The sequence below is a fragment of the Rhizobium alarense genome, assembly GCF_021555155.1.
Classification (GTDB): domain Bacteria; phylum Pseudomonadota; class Alphaproteobacteria; order Rhizobiales; family Rhizobiaceae; genus Rhizobium_D; species Rhizobium_D alarense.
The window spans coordinates 1-14,500 of the sequence record NZ_JAKGBU010000109.1 but is presented as its reverse complement, the minus strand read 5'-3'; the positions used below and the strand labels follow the sequence as shown (position 1 = coordinate 14,500).

Sequence of the window (14,500 nt, the reverse complement as noted above, 5' to 3'; positions counted from 1 at the left end):
GCGCCGCGGCGAACGGACCGGAGAGCGAGAAGCGATCCTCCGGCGCGGCGGAAAAGACCAGCCGGTCGCCATGGTCGGCGAAGGTCACGAGACTGTCGAGCAGGTGGTAGCCGTCCGGCCGCCGGCCGGTGACGTGCAGGGCAAGGTTGACCTTCGCCCACGCCACCTCCGCGAGCGCGTCCTCGGCCTGATCGAAAACCTCCGCCACGGCTCGGTCGTCAGGACTTGCGGTCCGCGTCGACGCTGTCGGGCGAAACATTCTGCGCCGGCTTCTTCTCTTCCTTGGCCTCTGCCGAGGCCGGCGTCTGTGCTTCCAGCGCCGGAAGGCCGGCGGCGAGCTTGCCCTGGATCTTCGGAATCTCTTCCTTCTCCGGCTTCAGGCTCAGTGCGCGGTTCCACTGGAAGGTCGCCTCCAGCCTGCGCCCGACCCGCCAGTAGGCATCGCCGAGATGGTCGTTGATCGTCGGGTCGCCGGCCTTCAGCTCCGCCGCCCGCTCCAGTTCCGTCACCGCGTCGTCGAAGCGGTGCAGCCGGTAATAGGCCCAGCCGAGCGAGTCGACGATGTAGCCGTCGTCGGGCTTGAGGCTGACGGCCTTGCGGATCATGTCCAGGCCCTCTTCGAGGTTCGTGTTCATGTCGACCCACGAATAGCCGAGATAGTTCAGGACCTGCGGCTGGTCAGGGTTGAGTTCCAGCGCCTTCTTGAAGCTCGGTTCGGCCTTTGCCCAGAGCTTCTGGCGCTCATAGGCGATGCCGCGCTGGAAGAAGATGCTCCAGTGATTGCGCGACGGCACGGGGCCGATCACGTCGACGGCGCGGTCGTAGAGATCGCCCATCTCCTTGTATTCCTTGGCATCCGACAGCACGCTGCCATAGGCGAGATAGCTTCTGAGGTCGGTCGGGTCGGCGTCGATCAACGCGCGCAGATGGCTCTTGGCCTCGTCGACCTTGCCGGTATCGGCAAGCGTCAGGCCGAGCTGCAGCTCCGAAATGCGCCGCATCGGCGAACTTTCGGGCACGGCGCGGTAGAACTCGATCGCCCGGTCGGACTGCTTCAGGTTCTCGGCGAGCCCGCCGAGCATCACCAGCGTGTCGGCGCTGTCGGGGTCGAGCGCGCGCGAGGTCTGCAGGTAGAGCGACACGATGTCCTCGGCACCCTCCCGGTTCAGCGCGCCGCCGATCGAGAAGAGCACGGCGGAGGCGCCCTGCGCGGCGGTTCTCACCTGCTGCTCCTGCACCTCGCCGGCCTCGATCGACTGGCGCAGCGCGTTGAGCGGCGTATAGCTCGAGACGAAATTTTCGCCGACGGCGACGGCGTCGAGGGCCTTCTGCTTGTTGCCGTCCCGCGCCTCGAGACGCGCAAGCGCGATCACGGCGCGCATGAAGGTGTCCGGCGCCGCTCCGCCGCCGTTGCGGTCGAGAATGGCGTCGTTGAGATGCGAGCGGGCAGCCGCCTTGTCGCCGGCCGCGGCGGCCAGCGCGCCGGCATGGTAGTTCTTGAAGATCGCGAACCAGTCCGGTCCCTCCATGGCGCGGATCGAGGCGAGCGCCTCTTTCGGCTTGCCGTCGCCGAATTTCGCCCAGGCGAGCAGCAGGCCGTTCATCAGCCGGTCGAGATCGTTCGGCCCGTCATAGACGAGGATCTTCTCGGCGCTCTTGAACTGGCGCTTGCGGATCGCATCGACGCCGCGCACCACGGTCGTGATGCGCTCGACGGAGGAATCGGATTTCAGCATCTCGGCAAGCCGGACACCTTCGTCGAAGTCGCCGTTCATCAGCTGGGTGATCATCAGCCGCTGCTTGACGTCGGCATTGGTCGGGTCGAACTGCAGAGCGATCTTGTAGAGCGCGACCGCCGTCTCGTAGTCCTTGTCGAAATCGGCCGTGCGGGCACCCAGGAAGGCACCGGAAAAGCTGTTGACGGCGGCCGGGTCGAAAGGCTGCTCCACGGCGGCCTCGCTCTCCTGCGCGACGGCGCCGAACGGGGCGGCAAACGTCAGGCCGGCGACGAGCGCCGCGCTGGACAGAAGTCGCATGAAATGGGAATGCCGCATCCAGAAAAGCCTTTCGCAAATGCCGTGCGCCTGGGAGCGGCCTGCACGGCTCGTGCTGGTGTCCCGCGCAGTCGAGCGGGACTCATGACGGAAGAGAATGGCTTTTTTGGCGCGGCCCGGCAAGAAATTCCTGCCGGACCCGGCCCTGCCGGTCAGTTCACCCGCGCAACGCAGAAGTCGATGACTTCGAGCAGCGCCGATTTCCAGGCCGATGCCGGAAGCGGCGCCAGCGCGTCGCGGGCGATGGTGCCGTAGTGCTGCGCCCGGGCGATCGTGTCGGAGAGCCCGTTGTACCGGTTGATGAGCCCGAGCGCACGCTCGAGATTGGCCTCGTCGCTCTTGCCGCCCTCTATCGCCTCGCGCCAGAAGGCCCGGTCCTCGGTCGTACCGCGCCGCCAGGCGAGGATGACCGGCAGCGTGATCTTGCCCTCGCGGAAATCGTCGCCGACATTCTTGCCGAGATCGGCCGACTTGCCGCCGTAGTCCAGCGCGTCGTCGACGAGCTGGAAGGCGAGACCGAGATTCATGCCGTAGGACTTGAGCGCATTGCGTTCCGCCCTGCCGGTGCCGGCGACGATCGGCCCGACTTCCGCGGCGGCGGCGAAGAGCGCCGCGGTCTTGGCGCGGATCACCTCCAGATAGTCGTCCTCCGTCGTCTCCATGTTCTTGGCGACGGAAAGCTGCAGCACCTCGCCCTCGGCAATGACGGTCGCGGCGGTGGAGAGCACGTCGAGCGCCTCCAGCGAGCCGACCTCGACCATCATCTTGAAGGCCTGGCCGAGCAGGAAGTCGCCGACCAGCACGCTCGCCTGGTTGCCCCAGATCATGCGCGCCGTCGACTTGCCGCGCCGAAGGTCGCTTTCGTCGACCACGTCGTCGTGCAGCAGCGTCGCCGTGTGCATGAATTCGACGCTGGTGGCGAGCCTGACGTGCTGGTCGCCCTCGTAGCCGAACATCGACGCCGCCGCGAGCGTCAGCATCGGGCGCAGGCGTTTGCCGCCGGACGAGATCAGGTGGTTGGCGACCTCCGGAATCATCTGCACGTCGGAACCGGCCTTCGACAGGATGAGCTGGTTGACCCGATCCATGTCAGCCTTTGTCAGATCCACCAGCGGCTTGACCGACGCCTGTCTGGTCTTGTTTTCTTCAAGCGGTATGACGACGCCCAAGTGTCCGGACTCCTGTTCATTTCTGTTGAAGGACAATAGAAAGGGGGCCCGATGTCGGCAAGGGGCGAATTGCCCTGTCCCGGCAACATGAAGCCGAAAAAATGCCGGAAACACGCATGATCGAACTGATACGCACCAATGACGCCGTGCTGCTCTCGTTTGCCGAGAGCCTGATGAAGGAGGCCGGCATCCATTGTCTCATCGCCGACCAGGGCATGAGCGTGCTGGAAGGATCGCTCGGCATGCTGCCGCGCCGCTTTCTGGTGGACAGCGACCGCGCCGTCGAGGCACGGCGCATCCTGAAGGACGCAGGCCTCGAGAAGGAACTGCGGACGTGAGCGAAGGGCCGGCCGGCGAGACCGTCGACGCCTTTCACCGCGGCCGCTTTCACGTGCTGCAGCCGAAAGGCGGCGGCCATCGTTCCGGCATGGACGCGATGATACTTGCCGCACTGGTCGACGCGCAGGGCGCGGTCAGCGTCGCTGATCTCGGAGCCGGGGCAGGGGCGGCGGGACTTGCCGTCGCGTCCCGCCTGCCGGCCGCGCATGTGCTGCTCGTCGAACGCTCGCCGCTCATGGCCGACTATGCGCGCCGCACGCTCGCGCTTGCGGAAAATGCCGCGTTTGCAGATCGCGTGCGGGTGCTGGAGGCGGATGTCACGCTCAACGGCAGGGCGCGCGTCGCGGCCGGCCTTGAGGACGAGGTGCACGATCACGTGATCCTCAATCCGCCGTTCAACGACGCTGCCGACAGGCGCACGCCGGACGGGCTGAAGGCGGAGGCGCATGCCATGAGCGGCGACCTCTTCGAGCGCTGGCTGAAGACCGCCGGCGCGATCCTGAAGCCGGGCGGCCAGCTTTCGCTGATCGCGCGGCCGCCGTCGATCGCCGAGATCATCGCTGCCTGCGGCCGGCGCTTCGGCGGGCTGGAGATCACGCCGCTGCATCCGCGTCCCGGCGAAAACGCCACCCGTATCCTCGTCACCGCCATCAAGGGGTCGCGCGCCCGCCTCGCCCTGCGCGCGCCGATCGTCATGCACGGCGAGGACGGCCACCGCTTCACCGCCTTCGCCGACGATCTCAACAACGGGCGCGCGAGCTATGCGCGGCGCTGAAACATCCGACAGCCCATTGCGTTTTAGCGATGCGTGCATACATCTGCCGACAGGGTCGAACAGGGAGATCGCCGGCGACATGGCAGGACTATTGAAGCGACTGGTGCCGAAGCGGTTCCGCAAGGAGGGGGTGACCATCCCCGTGGTTCGGCTTCAGGGGGCAATCATGGCGGGCGGCAGCCAGTTCCGCCCGGCCCTCAACCTCGCGTCCGTCGCCCAGAGCCTCGACAAGGCCTTCGCCTATCGGGATGCGCCGGCCGTCGCCATCAGCGTCAATTCGCCGGGCGGTTCCCCCGTGCAGTCGCGCCTGATCTACCAGCGCATCCGCGACCTCGCCGCCGAGAAGAACAAGCGCGTGCTCGTCTTCGTCGAGGACGTCGCCGCGTCGGGCGGCTACATGATCGCGCTCGCCGGCGACGAGATCATCGCCGATCCGAGTTCGATCGTCGGCTCGATCGGCGTGGTCTCCGGCGGCTTCGGTTTTCCGGAGCTGCTGAAGAAGATCGGCGTCGAGCGGCGAGTCTACACGGCCGGCGAGAACAAGGTTATCCTCGATCCGTTCCAGCCGGCGCGGGAGACGGACATCGCCTATCTGAAGACCCTCCAGCTCGAGATCCACGATACCTTCATTCAGATGGTGAGGGACCGTCGTGCTTCGAGGCTCGCCGACGATCCGGACATCTTTTCCGGGCTCTTCTGGACCGGCACGCGGAGCCTGTCGCTTGGCCTCGTCGACGGGCTCGGCGATCTTCGCGGCGAACTGAAGAAGCGCTATGGAGAAAAGACGCGTTTCGACCTGGTCTCGGCGACGCGAAGCCTCTTCGGCCGGAAGCTTCCCGGCGTGGCGTCGGCCGGCTTCGCGCTTGGCGCGCCGGAGCGGATCGGGGCCGCCGGGGTGGCAAGCCTCGTCGAGACGATGGACGAGCGCCTGCTCTGGTCGCGTTACGGCCTTTGAGCGGCTGGGGCCGCTGCACACTTGTCCGGGGAAGGACCGATGATCCAACTCATTCTGCTGATCGCCGTCGCCGTCGCCGCCTGGATCGGCTACCGGAGGTTCATCGCCGATGCCGAACGGCTCGCGCGCAATCGCCGCAAGGCGGAAAAGGAGCGTGAGACCGGCGCGATCGGCACGCTCGTCAAGGATCCGAAGACGGGCGAGTACCGCCTGCGCAAGGACGGTGAGTGACCTGTCCCGCCGGTGGCGATTTCCGGACAGCCGGAGACCGCACGCTGTGCCACGCCGGCACATTAACCATGCCCCGTAAGGTTAAGCGCCGATAAACCGGAGCGTTTCGCAGGTGCGGACTTGTACGTGCGGGCGGATCGGCGAATGTGGCGGCTTGAAGCATCGAACCGAACCGGAAGGCATGCCATGGCGTCGCTCAATCTCGCCCAGATCCGCACGATCGTCGTTGCCGGCGGCGCGGGCTTCGTCGGCTCGCACGTGGTCGACGATCTGCTCGAGCATTGCCCGCAGGCGCGGATCCGCATCCTCGACGCCTGTACCTATGCTGCAGACCTGTCGCGGCTCGACGCGGCCTTCCGCACCGGCCGCGTGACTTTTTCCCAGGGCGATGTCGGCAACCTCGAACTCGTCACCGACCTCGTGCGCGACGCCGATCTCGTCGTCAATGCCGCCGGCGAAAGCCATGTCGACCGCGCGATCGCCGCGCCGGAGCGCTTCAGCCTCGCCAACGCCGTAGGGCCGCAGATGCTGGTGGAGGCCGTGGCGCGCCGCAAGGTGCCGCTGATGATCCACGTCAGTTCCGCCGAGGTCTACGGCACGGCGGAGGACGGTGTCGGCGAGGGGCGGGCGCTTTCGCCGGACAATCCGCTCGGCGCCTCGAAGGCCGCGGCCGAGATGCTGATCGGCGGCCTGCGCGATCTCTACGGCGTCGACATCCGCATCCTGCGGCCGGGCAATCTTGCCGGCAGCCGGCAGAACACCGAGAAGCTCCTGCCGCGCTTCATCGAGCTCGCTTCGGTCGGTCGGCCGCTGCCGGTCCACGGCGACGGCATGCAGCGCCGCTCGTTCCTCTCCGTCGCCGACTTCTGCTCCGCGCTCCGCACGGTCGTCGCGCGCGGCGCGCCGAACGCCACCTACAATGTCGGCGGCGCGGCAAGCCACTCGGTGCTCGACATCGCCCGTCTTGTGCTCGATGCGGTTCCCGAGCCGGTCGCCGGCGTCGCGTTCATCGATCCGCGTCCGATCGAGCGCAGCCGCCCGGTGCTTTCGACGGCCGCCCTCGAGGCACTCGGCTGGACGGCGCGCGACACGCTGGCAACGCTCTTCCCGGCACTGGTCGCCTTCTATACGGGCCGCATCCCGGGCGGCGCGCGCCGCCGGCTGCGCAACGTGCCGGACCTCGCGCCGCAGGTGGTCGTGCAGCCGGCCGGCTCCGGACTGTTCCGCTCGCTCGAACGGCACTGAGCGTTCGTCCTCATTCGGCGGTCGGTCTTGACCCCCGCCGTCCGCCATGGCACCTGTCCGCCACCCGAAAACCGACCGGACCGGACCGATGACGCTTGCCGAGCTGCCTGACCACATGCACCCGACCCGCTCCTTCCAGGGGCTGATCCTGACGCTGCACAACTACTGGGCGGACAAGGGCTGCGCCGTGCTGCAGCCCTATGACATGGAGGTCGGCGCCGGCACCTTCCATCCGGCGACCACGCTGCGCGCACTGGGGCCGCGGCCCTGGAAAGCGGCCTATGTTCAGCCCTCGCGCCGCCCCTCCGACGGGCGCTACGGCGAGAACCCGAACCGGCTGCAGCACTATTACCAGTACCAGGTGATCCTGAAGCCGAATCCGTCCAACCTGCAGGAGCTTTATCTCGGCTCGCTCGCGGCGATCGGCCTCGATCCGCTGCTGCATGACGTGCGGTTCGTCGAGGACGACTGGGAAAGCCCGACGCTCGGTGCCTGGGGGCTGGGCTGGGAGTGCTGGTGCGACGGCATGGAGGTCTCGCAGTTCACCTATTTCCAGCAGGTCTGCGGCATCGAATGCGCTCCGGTCTCGGGCGAACTCACCTATGGCCTCGAGCGCCTCGCCATGTATGTCCAGGGTGTCGACAACGTCTACGATCTCAATTTCAACGGCCGCGACGGCGACGAGAAGATCAGCTACGGCGACGTTTTCCTTCAGGCCGAGCAGGAATATTCGCGTCACAATTTCGAGTTCGCCGATACCGCGATGCTGCATCGCCATTTCGTCGATGCGGAGAAGGAGTGCCTCGCGTTGCTGGCAGCCGGCGCGCCCGGCGACGCCGACAACCGGCGCCTCCACAAATGTGTGCTGCCCGCCTACGACCAGTGCATCAAGGCAAGCCACGTCTTCAACCTGCTCGACGCCCGCGGCGTGATCTCGGTCACCGAACGCCAGAGCTACATCCTGCGCGTCCGCACCCTGGCGAAGGCCTGTGGTGAGGCCTTCCTGCTGACGGACGCGGGTGGCGTGAACTGGGTCGACAGGGCCGCCTGATGCAGGCGGCGGCGCGGATTGCCGCTTTTCCGCCTGAAGGTGCCGTCAGGCCAGAACCGCGGCCTTCACGCCGAGCTCCCACACGGGCTTGAGCGTCGGATAGGCGCCTGTCGGCAGCTGGCCGGCGTAGATCTGGAGTGCACGGCGAAGGCCGGCCGGTCTTTCGACGGGGGCGCCGGCGGCGTGGGTCAGGAGAAGGACGCTGAAGGCGATGACATTGATGGCGTCGAGGATTGTCATTGTCGGGATCTCGTGTTGGTCCGAACTCGGTGAAACGACGCTCCGCCCTGAAGCGGCAACTCTATTGATGGCTGCACGATACGTCCGTCGAGCCGCGCCATGAATCGCGACTTCCCCCTAGGTGAACCTGCCTAGGTAATCCTGCTAGGTGACAGCGCCGCGAGGGCCGATTTGCCGTGCGGGGCGACCGGCAATGCAGCGGCGCCCGGCCGCGCCGGGTCTAAAACGCCAATGAAACCTCCTGTTAAATTCGACTTGTTACAAAACGTGCCGGGCGCCAGGAAAGCGCGATGACAACACCGGATGAATCGGTGGCCATACCGCGAGCCGGGACGGAGCGATGGATTTCGCAGCGCTATCCAGAAATGTGCGCGTCTTCATGTCGCTGCCGAGCGACAATCCGGAGCTGCTGAAGGCCCAGTATAAGGCCTTTTCCAAGCAGATTCCGCTGATGTATTTCATCCTGCTTGCCAGCATGTGGGCGCTCTCGGCGACGCATTTCTCCTCTTCGCCGCGCTGGCTCGTCCTCCATGCCCCGGGCCTTCTGACCGTCCTGTGTGCCGCGCGTATCCTGCTCTGGTGGAAATGGCGCACGGACGATCCGACCTACGGGCAGGCGCGCAAGGCGCTTGCGCAGACGAACTATCTCTCCAGTCTTATCGCGGTTCTGTTCTCCGCGTGGTCGATCGCGCTGTTTCCCTATGGCGACGCCTATGCGCAGTCGCATGTCGCCTTCTTCATGGCGATCACCGTGATCGGCTGCATCTTCTGCCTGATGCACCTGCGCCCGGCGGCCTTCACCGTCGCGATCATCGTCAACGCTGTTTTCATCACTTACTTCTTGTCCACCGGAAATCCGGTCTTCCGCGCGCTCTCCTTGAACGTGCTGCTCGTGACGGTCGCGATGCTGTTCATCCTGCTCGGCCACTACCGCGACTTCACGACGCTCGTGGAAAGCCGCATGGAAACGGAGGCGCTGGGGCGGGAGAATTTCCGCATCGCCAATCTCGACAGCCTGACGGACCTGCCGAACCGCCGCAGCTTCCTCGCACGGCTCGCGGAGGAGCTCGAGGCCGCCCAACGCTGCGGCGGCAAGCTCACCGTCGGGATGATCGACCTCGACGGCTTCAAGCCGGTCAACGACGTCTACGGCCATGCGCTGGGGGACCGGCTGCTGGTCGAGGTCGGCGGACGATTGAAGCGCATCGGCTGCGAAACGTCCTTCGTCGCGCGTCTCGGCGGCGACGAATTCGCCCTCCTCGTTCCGCACGATGGCGACGATGCGGGCCTTGCGGCTCTCGGCGAGCGGCTTGCGGCGGCGCTTGCCGCACCCTTCCGGCTCAACGACGTCACGATCTCCATATCCGGCTCGGTCGGTTTCGCCACCTATCCGGACCATGGTACCGACGCCGACCGCATCTTCGACCATGCCGACTACGCCCTCTACCAGGCGAAGCGCAACAAGCCCGGCCGCGCCGTCTTCTTTTCCGATGAACATTGCCTCGCGATCAAGCGGGACGCCGAGATCGAGCGGGCGCTGCGCAATGCCGATCTCGAAGGCGAGATCGACGTCGCCTACCAGCCGATCATCGACATCGGGATCGGCCGGACGGTCGGGTTCGAGGCGCTGGCGCGCTGGACCAGCCCCGTGCTCGGGGCCGTCTCGCCCGGCATCTTCATCCCGATCGCCGAACGCTCGGTGCTGATCGGCGAACTGACGCGGGTCGTGCTTGAGAAGGCGCTTGCCGCCGCGCGCGACTGGGCGCCGGACCTGCGCCTCTCCGTCAATCTTTCCGCCAAGGACGTCGGTTCGCCGGAAGGTGTCCTGCGCGTGATGAGCATCGTGTCGAAGAGCGGCATCGATCCGCACCGCATCGATTTCGAGATCACCGAAACGGCGATGATGCATGATTTCCAGCAGGCGGCGCGCGCCGTCGAGGCACTGCGCAATTTCGGCTGCGGCGTCTCGCTCGACGATTTCGGCACCGGCTTCTCCAGCCTCACGCATCTGCACGCGCTGCCGCTGACGCGGATCAAGGTGGACCGCAGCTTCGTCACCGGCCTGCACGAGCGCGCCTCCGGCTACAAGATCGTCAAATCGCTGCTCACGCTCAGCCGCGACATGGGCCTCGATTGCGTGATGGAAGGCGTCGAGACGGAGCGGGAGCTGAAGGAACTGCGCGAGCTCGACTGTCGCCACGTGCAGGGCTACCTGCTGTCGCGGCCGATGGGCCGGCACGACATCGCCGCTTTTCTCCGCAACGGCGAGCTGACGACGGCCGCCTCGGCCTGAAACGAATAGATCCGCCGGAAGGACCGGCGGAGCGCGCTGCCTGCAGCGCCGATACAGCAGCTCACACCAGGTCGTTTGTCTTCACGCCGAGTTCCCAGACCGGCTTCAGCGTCGGGAAGGCGCCGGTCGGAAGCTGGCCCGCATAGGTCTGCATCGCGCGGCGCACGCCTGCCGGGCGCTCGACATCCGTGCCCATCGAATAGGCGACGAAGAGGGCGGTGAAGGCGATGACGTTGGTGATGAGAGCGAGCGTTTTCATGGCGGTTGACTTCGGTTGGCGTTGTTTGATGTCGCCACTATCGCCGGTGCCGCCACGCGCGGCAGTTCCCGCGGATACAGGCCGCCCGGCCGGGTCGGACATTTCGGCGCTGCGTCGCGGGGGGCATGCGACGGCCGGGGGCTTCCTTCCCGGGCGGCGGGTGTTAAGGTCGCGCCGGCAACAGGGAGGTTGGACTATGGAACTGATCGGTCTCGGCATCGTGGTCGTCGTCGCGCTCTATGCGATCGCGCTCTACAACGGCCTCGTGAAGGCGCGGCAGATGAAGGAGGAGGCCTGGTCCGGCATCGACGTGCAGCTCAAGCGCCGTGCCGACCTCATCCCCAATCTCATCGAAACCGTGAAGGGTTATGCCGCCCACGAGAAGGATACGCTCGAAAAGGTGGTGGAACTGCGCAACCGGGCACAGGCGGTGCCGGCCGGCGACGTCGCAGGCCGCGCGGCGGCTGAGGGCATGCTCGGCCAGGCGCTCGGCCGCCTCTTCGCGCTCGCCGAGGCCTATCCGGACCTGAAGGCCAACCAGAATTTCGGCGAGTTGCGGGAGGCGCTGGAAACGGTCGAGGGCGAGATCCAGATGGCGCGGCGCTACTACAACGGTGCTGCCCGCGACCTGAACGTCAAGGTCGAGAGCGTTCCGTCCAATGTCGTCGCCGGCCTCTTCAAGTTCGAGAAGGCACCCTTCTTCGAGATCGACAACCCCGCCGACCGCGCGGTGCCCCAGGTCAAGTTCTGAACCGGGAGGCACCCATGCTGCGCGTCCTTCTCCTGATCGTCACCCTTGTCTCGCTCTCCGGCGTCCCGGCCGCGGCGGAGGAGGCGATCGAGCGCTTCGACAGCGCGATCGCGGTGGCGAAGAACGGCACGCTCACCGTCACCGAGACGATCGAGGTGACGGCGGAGGGCAGGGACATCCGCCGCGGCATCTATCGCGACTTCCCGCTGACCTTCGTCGACGCGGACGGGCGGCAAAAGGAGGTCGGCTTCGACATCGTCTCGGTCCGGCGCGACGGCGCCGGCGAGGATTACCATACGGAGCGGATCAGCGGCGGCATCCGCATCTATTTCGGCTCGGCGGACCGCCTGCTCGAACCCGGCCGCCACGTCTACGAGCTGACCTACGAGACGACACGCCAGATCCGGGTTTTCGAAAGCCATGACGAGCTTTACTGGAACGTCACCGGCACCGAATGGATGTTCCCGATCCGGCGCGCCTCGGCGGCCGTGACGCTGCCGGAGGGCGTGGAGGCGCAGGAGATCGCCTGGTTCACCGGCGCTTTCGGCGCGACGGGCCGGGACGCCCGCGGCAGCGCCGACGGCAACCGCGCCACTTTCGAAACGACGCGTGAACTCGCGCCCCGGGAGGGGCTGACCATCGCCGTGAAGATGCCGCCCGGCAGCATCGACCGGCCGACGGCAGGGGAGCAGCGGCTGTTCTTCCTGAAAGACAACCGCAACCTGCTGCTCGCCCTTGCCGGCTTCGCGCTCGTGCTCGTCTACTATGCCCGTGCCTGGCTGCTCGTCGGCCGCGATCCGGCGAGGGGTGTCGTCGTGCCGCGCTGGGATGCGCCGGACGGCGCCTCGCCGGCACTTGTCAACTATATCGACGGGAGGGGTTTTGCCGGGCAGGGCTGGACGGCCTTCTCCGCCGCACTCCTCAGCCTTGCGGTCAAGGGGCATGTGACGCTGGAGGATCTCAAGGCTGCGATCGTCGTGAAGCGGACGGACAAGCGGCAGGACGGCACGCTGCCGGCGGGCGAGGCCGCGATCCTGAAGGACCTCGGCGCTCCGGGAAGCAGCTTCACCATCGACAAGGCGAACGGCAAGCGCGTGCAGTCGCTCGGCGGCAGCTTCCGCTCGGCGATCGAGAAGGAGCACCGCAACAAATATTACCTTGCCAACTGGCCCTATGTGATCGGCGGCATCGCGCTGTCGGTCGTCTGCCTAGCCGCCCTGGTGATCTTCGGCTCGCTCTCCGACAACGAGATCGCGCTCATCGTCATGCCCGTCTTCGCCGCGGTCTTCGTGTCGATCTTCGCGGTCGTGCTCGGGCAGAATTTCCGGCAGGCCCGCAGTCTCGGCGCCCGCATCCTGGCGGTGCTGATGATCGCCTTTGTTTCCTTCGTCATGCTGTCGGTGCTGGGCGGCATGCTGATCGCCGTGCTGGCGACCGGCACGACATCGGATGAGCTTCCGCTCTTTGCCGCCGTCGGCGGCATCATGCTGCTCAATGTCCTCTTCTTCTTCCTGATGGGGGCTCCGACGCCGCTCGGCAGGCGGATGATGGACGGCATTGAGGGGCTGCGGCAGTATCTGACGCTCGCCGAGAAGGACCGCATGAACCTTGCCGGCGTGCCCGAAATGTCGCCCGGCCATTTCGAGACGCTGCTGCCCTATGCCGTGGCGCTCGGCGTCGAGAAGCCGTGGTCCGAGACCTTCGAGCGCTGGCTTGCCGCCGCCGTCGCCGCCGGTGCCGCATCCGCCTATGCGCCCTACTGGTATGGCGGCAGCCGGCTGCATTCCGGCAGCTTCGCCGACCGCATGGGCGGTTTCGCCGGCTCCATGGCCGACACGATCACCGCCTCGCTTCCACCCCCGCCGAAAAGTTCGTCCTCCGGCTTTTCCTCCGGCGGCGGCTCGTCCGGCGGCGGTGGCGGCGGCGGTGGCGGCGGGGGCTGGTAGGCAGGCCGCATGCCTGCGCGGCCGGGCGCGCCGTTCCTGTCCCGCGGCCCCGGTTCAAGACGCGGTCGGATACGCTACTTTTCGCGTTCCATGCGGGATGACATTTCGCACGGCGCTTGCTAAGTCGGCCGCAACCGTTTGATCCGAAGAAAAGCTTCCAGCCATGCCCGATCTGCTGCTCGAACTCCGCTCCGAGGAAATCTCCGTCCTGCCGCACGCCCGCAGCGCCGAAGGCGCGAGGACGGGCACGCCGGGCCGACGCATGCGGGCGGAGGTGCGCTGACATGCCCGATCTGCTGCTCGAACTCCGCTCCGAGGAAATCCCCGCCCGCATGCAGCGCAAGGCGGCCGGCGACCTGAGGAAGCTCGTGACCGATGCGCTGGTGGAGGCGGGTCTCACCTATGAGGGCGCGCGGGAATACTGGACGCCGCGCCGCCTGACGCTCGACATCCGCGGCCTGACGGCGCGCTCGGCCGATGTGCGCGAGGAGCGCAAGGGCCCGCGCACCGACGCCAACGAGAAGGCGATCGAAGGCTTCCTGAAAAGCGCCGGCCTGTCGTCGGTCGCCGAGGCGCATGTGCACAGCGACCCGAAGAAGGGCGATTTCTACGTCGCCCATATCGTGAAGCCCGGCCGCGAGACCGAGGCGATCATCGCCGAGGTCATGCCGGGCATCATCCGCGGTTTCCCCTGGCCGAAGTCCATGCGCTCCGGCGCAGCCTCGGCGAGGCCCGGCGCGCTGCGCTGGGTGCGCCCACTGCAGTCCATCGTCTGTGTCTTCGGCTCGGAGACGGAAGAGACGCGCGTCGTGCCCTTCGAGGTCGACGGCATCGTGGCCGGCAACCTCACCTGCGGCCACCGTTTCCACGCGCCGGAGCCGTTTGCCGTGCGCCGCTTCGACGACTATGCCGCCGGCCTCGAGAAGGCGAAGGTCATCCTCGACGCCGAGCGCCGCAAGGACATCATCCTGCACGACGCCCGCGACCGCGCCTTTGCGCTCGGGCTGGAGCTGGTCGAGGACGAGGGCCTGCTCGAAGAGGTGTCGGGCCTCGTCGAATGGCCGCAGGTGCTCGTCGGCACCTTCGAGGAGGAATTCCTCGACATTCCCTCGGAGATCATCCGGCTGACCATCAAGACGAACCAGAAGTGTTTCGTCACCCGCAGGCCGGGCGCCGAAACGCTCTCCAACCA

14 protein-coding genes and 1 pseudogene are annotated in these 14,500 nt (G+C 66.8%); 10 read left to right on the top strand and 5 right to left on the bottom strand.

The genetic code is table 11. The features are described 5' to 3' along the window. The 3 genes and pseudogenes from LXM94_RS23330 to LXM94_RS23320 all read right to left on the bottom strand — a co-directional run. Positions 1–208: pseudogene (locus LXM94_RS23330) on the bottom strand (4-(cytidine 5'-diphospho)-2-C-methyl-D-erythritol kinase); the annotation flags it as partial. 10 nt (positions 209–218) lie between these two features. Then, positions 219–2,054: a tetratricopeptide repeat protein gene (locus tag LXM94_RS23325; RefSeq protein WP_235773878.1), complete on the bottom strand. Its 1,836-nt coding sequence runs from the start codon at positions 2,052–2,054 to the stop codon at positions 219–221. 152 nt (positions 2,055–2,206) lie between these two features. Continuing rightward, positions 2,207–3,223, bottom strand: a complete 1,017-nt coding sequence (locus LXM94_RS23320; protein WP_235773876.1) for a polyprenyl synthetase family protein — start codon at positions 3,221–3,223, stop codon at positions 2,207–2,209. A 116-nt stretch (positions 3,224–3,339) separates the two neighbouring features. Between LXM94_RS23320 and LXM94_RS23315 the strand changes: the two genes are divergently transcribed. From LXM94_RS23315 to LXM94_RS23290, 6 genes are all read left to right on the top strand, one after another. Further along, positions 3,340–3,561: a putative signal transducing protein gene (locus LXM94_RS23315; protein ID WP_235773875.1), complete on the top strand. Its 222-nt coding sequence runs from the start codon at positions 3,340–3,342 to the stop codon at positions 3,559–3,561. Then, positions 3,558–4,337, top strand: coding sequence for a tRNA1(Val) (adenine(37)-N6)-methyltransferase (locus tag LXM94_RS23310; protein WP_235773873.1), 780 nt, complete (start codon positions 3,558–3,560; stop codon positions 4,335–4,337). Before LXM94_RS23315 ends, LXM94_RS23310 begins: the two co-directional genes overlap by 4 nt. A 79-nt stretch (positions 4,338–4,416) precedes the next feature. Beyond that, positions 4,417–5,292, top strand: coding sequence for a S49 family peptidase (locus tag LXM94_RS23305; RefSeq protein WP_235773871.1), 876 nt, complete (start codon positions 4,417–4,419; stop codon positions 5,290–5,292). Positions 5,293–5,331: 39 nt separating this feature from the next. Then, positions 5,332–5,523 (top strand): hypothetical protein, encoded by a 192-nt coding sequence (locus LXM94_RS23300; RefSeq protein WP_235773869.1) that lies wholly within the window; start codon positions 5,332–5,334, stop codon positions 5,521–5,523. A 186-nt stretch (positions 5,524–5,709) separates the two neighbouring features. Then, the gene (locus LXM94_RS23295; protein ID WP_235773867.1) at positions 5,710–6,768 is read left to right on the top strand and encodes a dTDP-glucose 4,6-dehydratase; all 1,059 of its coding nucleotides are present in this window, start codon (positions 5,710–5,712) and stop codon (positions 6,766–6,768) included. Between the two features lie 88 nt (positions 6,769–6,856). Further along, positions 6,857–7,819 (top strand): glycine--tRNA ligase subunit alpha, encoded by a 963-nt coding sequence (locus tag LXM94_RS23290; RefSeq protein ID WP_235773865.1) that lies wholly within the window; start codon positions 6,857–6,859, stop codon positions 7,817–7,819. Between the two features lie 45 nt (positions 7,820–7,864). Here LXM94_RS23290 and LXM94_RS23285 read toward each other — a convergent pair whose 3' ends face one another. Beyond that, positions 7,865–8,059 carry a hypothetical protein gene (locus LXM94_RS23285; RefSeq protein WP_235773863.1) on the bottom strand — a complete coding sequence of 65 codons (195 nt, stop codon included), beginning with the start codon at positions 8,057–8,059 and terminating at the stop codon, positions 7,865–7,867. Positions 8,060–8,399: 340 nt separating this feature from the next. On the opposite strand from LXM94_RS23285, the gene LXM94_RS23280 reads away from it, so the two are divergent. Further along, positions 8,400–10,352 carry a putative bifunctional diguanylate cyclase/phosphodiesterase gene (locus tag LXM94_RS23280; protein WP_235773862.1) on the top strand — a complete coding sequence of 651 codons (1,953 nt, stop codon included), beginning with the start codon at positions 8,400–8,402 and terminating at the stop codon, positions 10,350–10,352. A 61-nt stretch (positions 10,353–10,413) separates the two neighbouring features. On the opposite strand, the gene LXM94_RS23275 is transcribed toward LXM94_RS23280, so the two are convergent. Then, positions 10,414–10,611 (bottom strand): hypothetical protein, encoded by a 198-nt coding sequence (locus tag LXM94_RS23275; protein ID WP_235773860.1) that lies wholly within the window; start codon positions 10,609–10,611, stop codon positions 10,414–10,416. Positions 10,612–10,807: 196 nt separating this feature from the next. On the opposite strand from LXM94_RS23275, the gene LXM94_RS23270 reads away from it, so the two are divergent. The 3 genes from LXM94_RS23270 to LXM94_RS23260 form a co-directional block, all read left to right on the top strand. Then, positions 10,808–11,362 carry a LemA family protein gene (locus LXM94_RS23270; protein ID WP_235773859.1) on the top strand — a complete coding sequence of 185 codons (555 nt, stop codon included), beginning with the start codon at positions 10,808–10,810 and terminating at the stop codon, positions 11,360–11,362. Positions 11,363–11,376: 14 nt separating this feature from the next. Continuing rightward, a complete protein-coding gene (locus tag LXM94_RS23265; protein WP_235773858.1) occupies positions 11,377–13,308 on the top strand; it encodes a DUF2207 domain-containing protein in 1,932 nt (643 codons plus the stop codon). 284 nt (positions 13,309–13,592) lie between these two features. Next, positions 13,593–14,500: glycine--tRNA ligase subunit beta (locus LXM94_RS23260; protein WP_235773857.1), on the top strand; the 908-nt coding region annotated here is incomplete at its 3' end.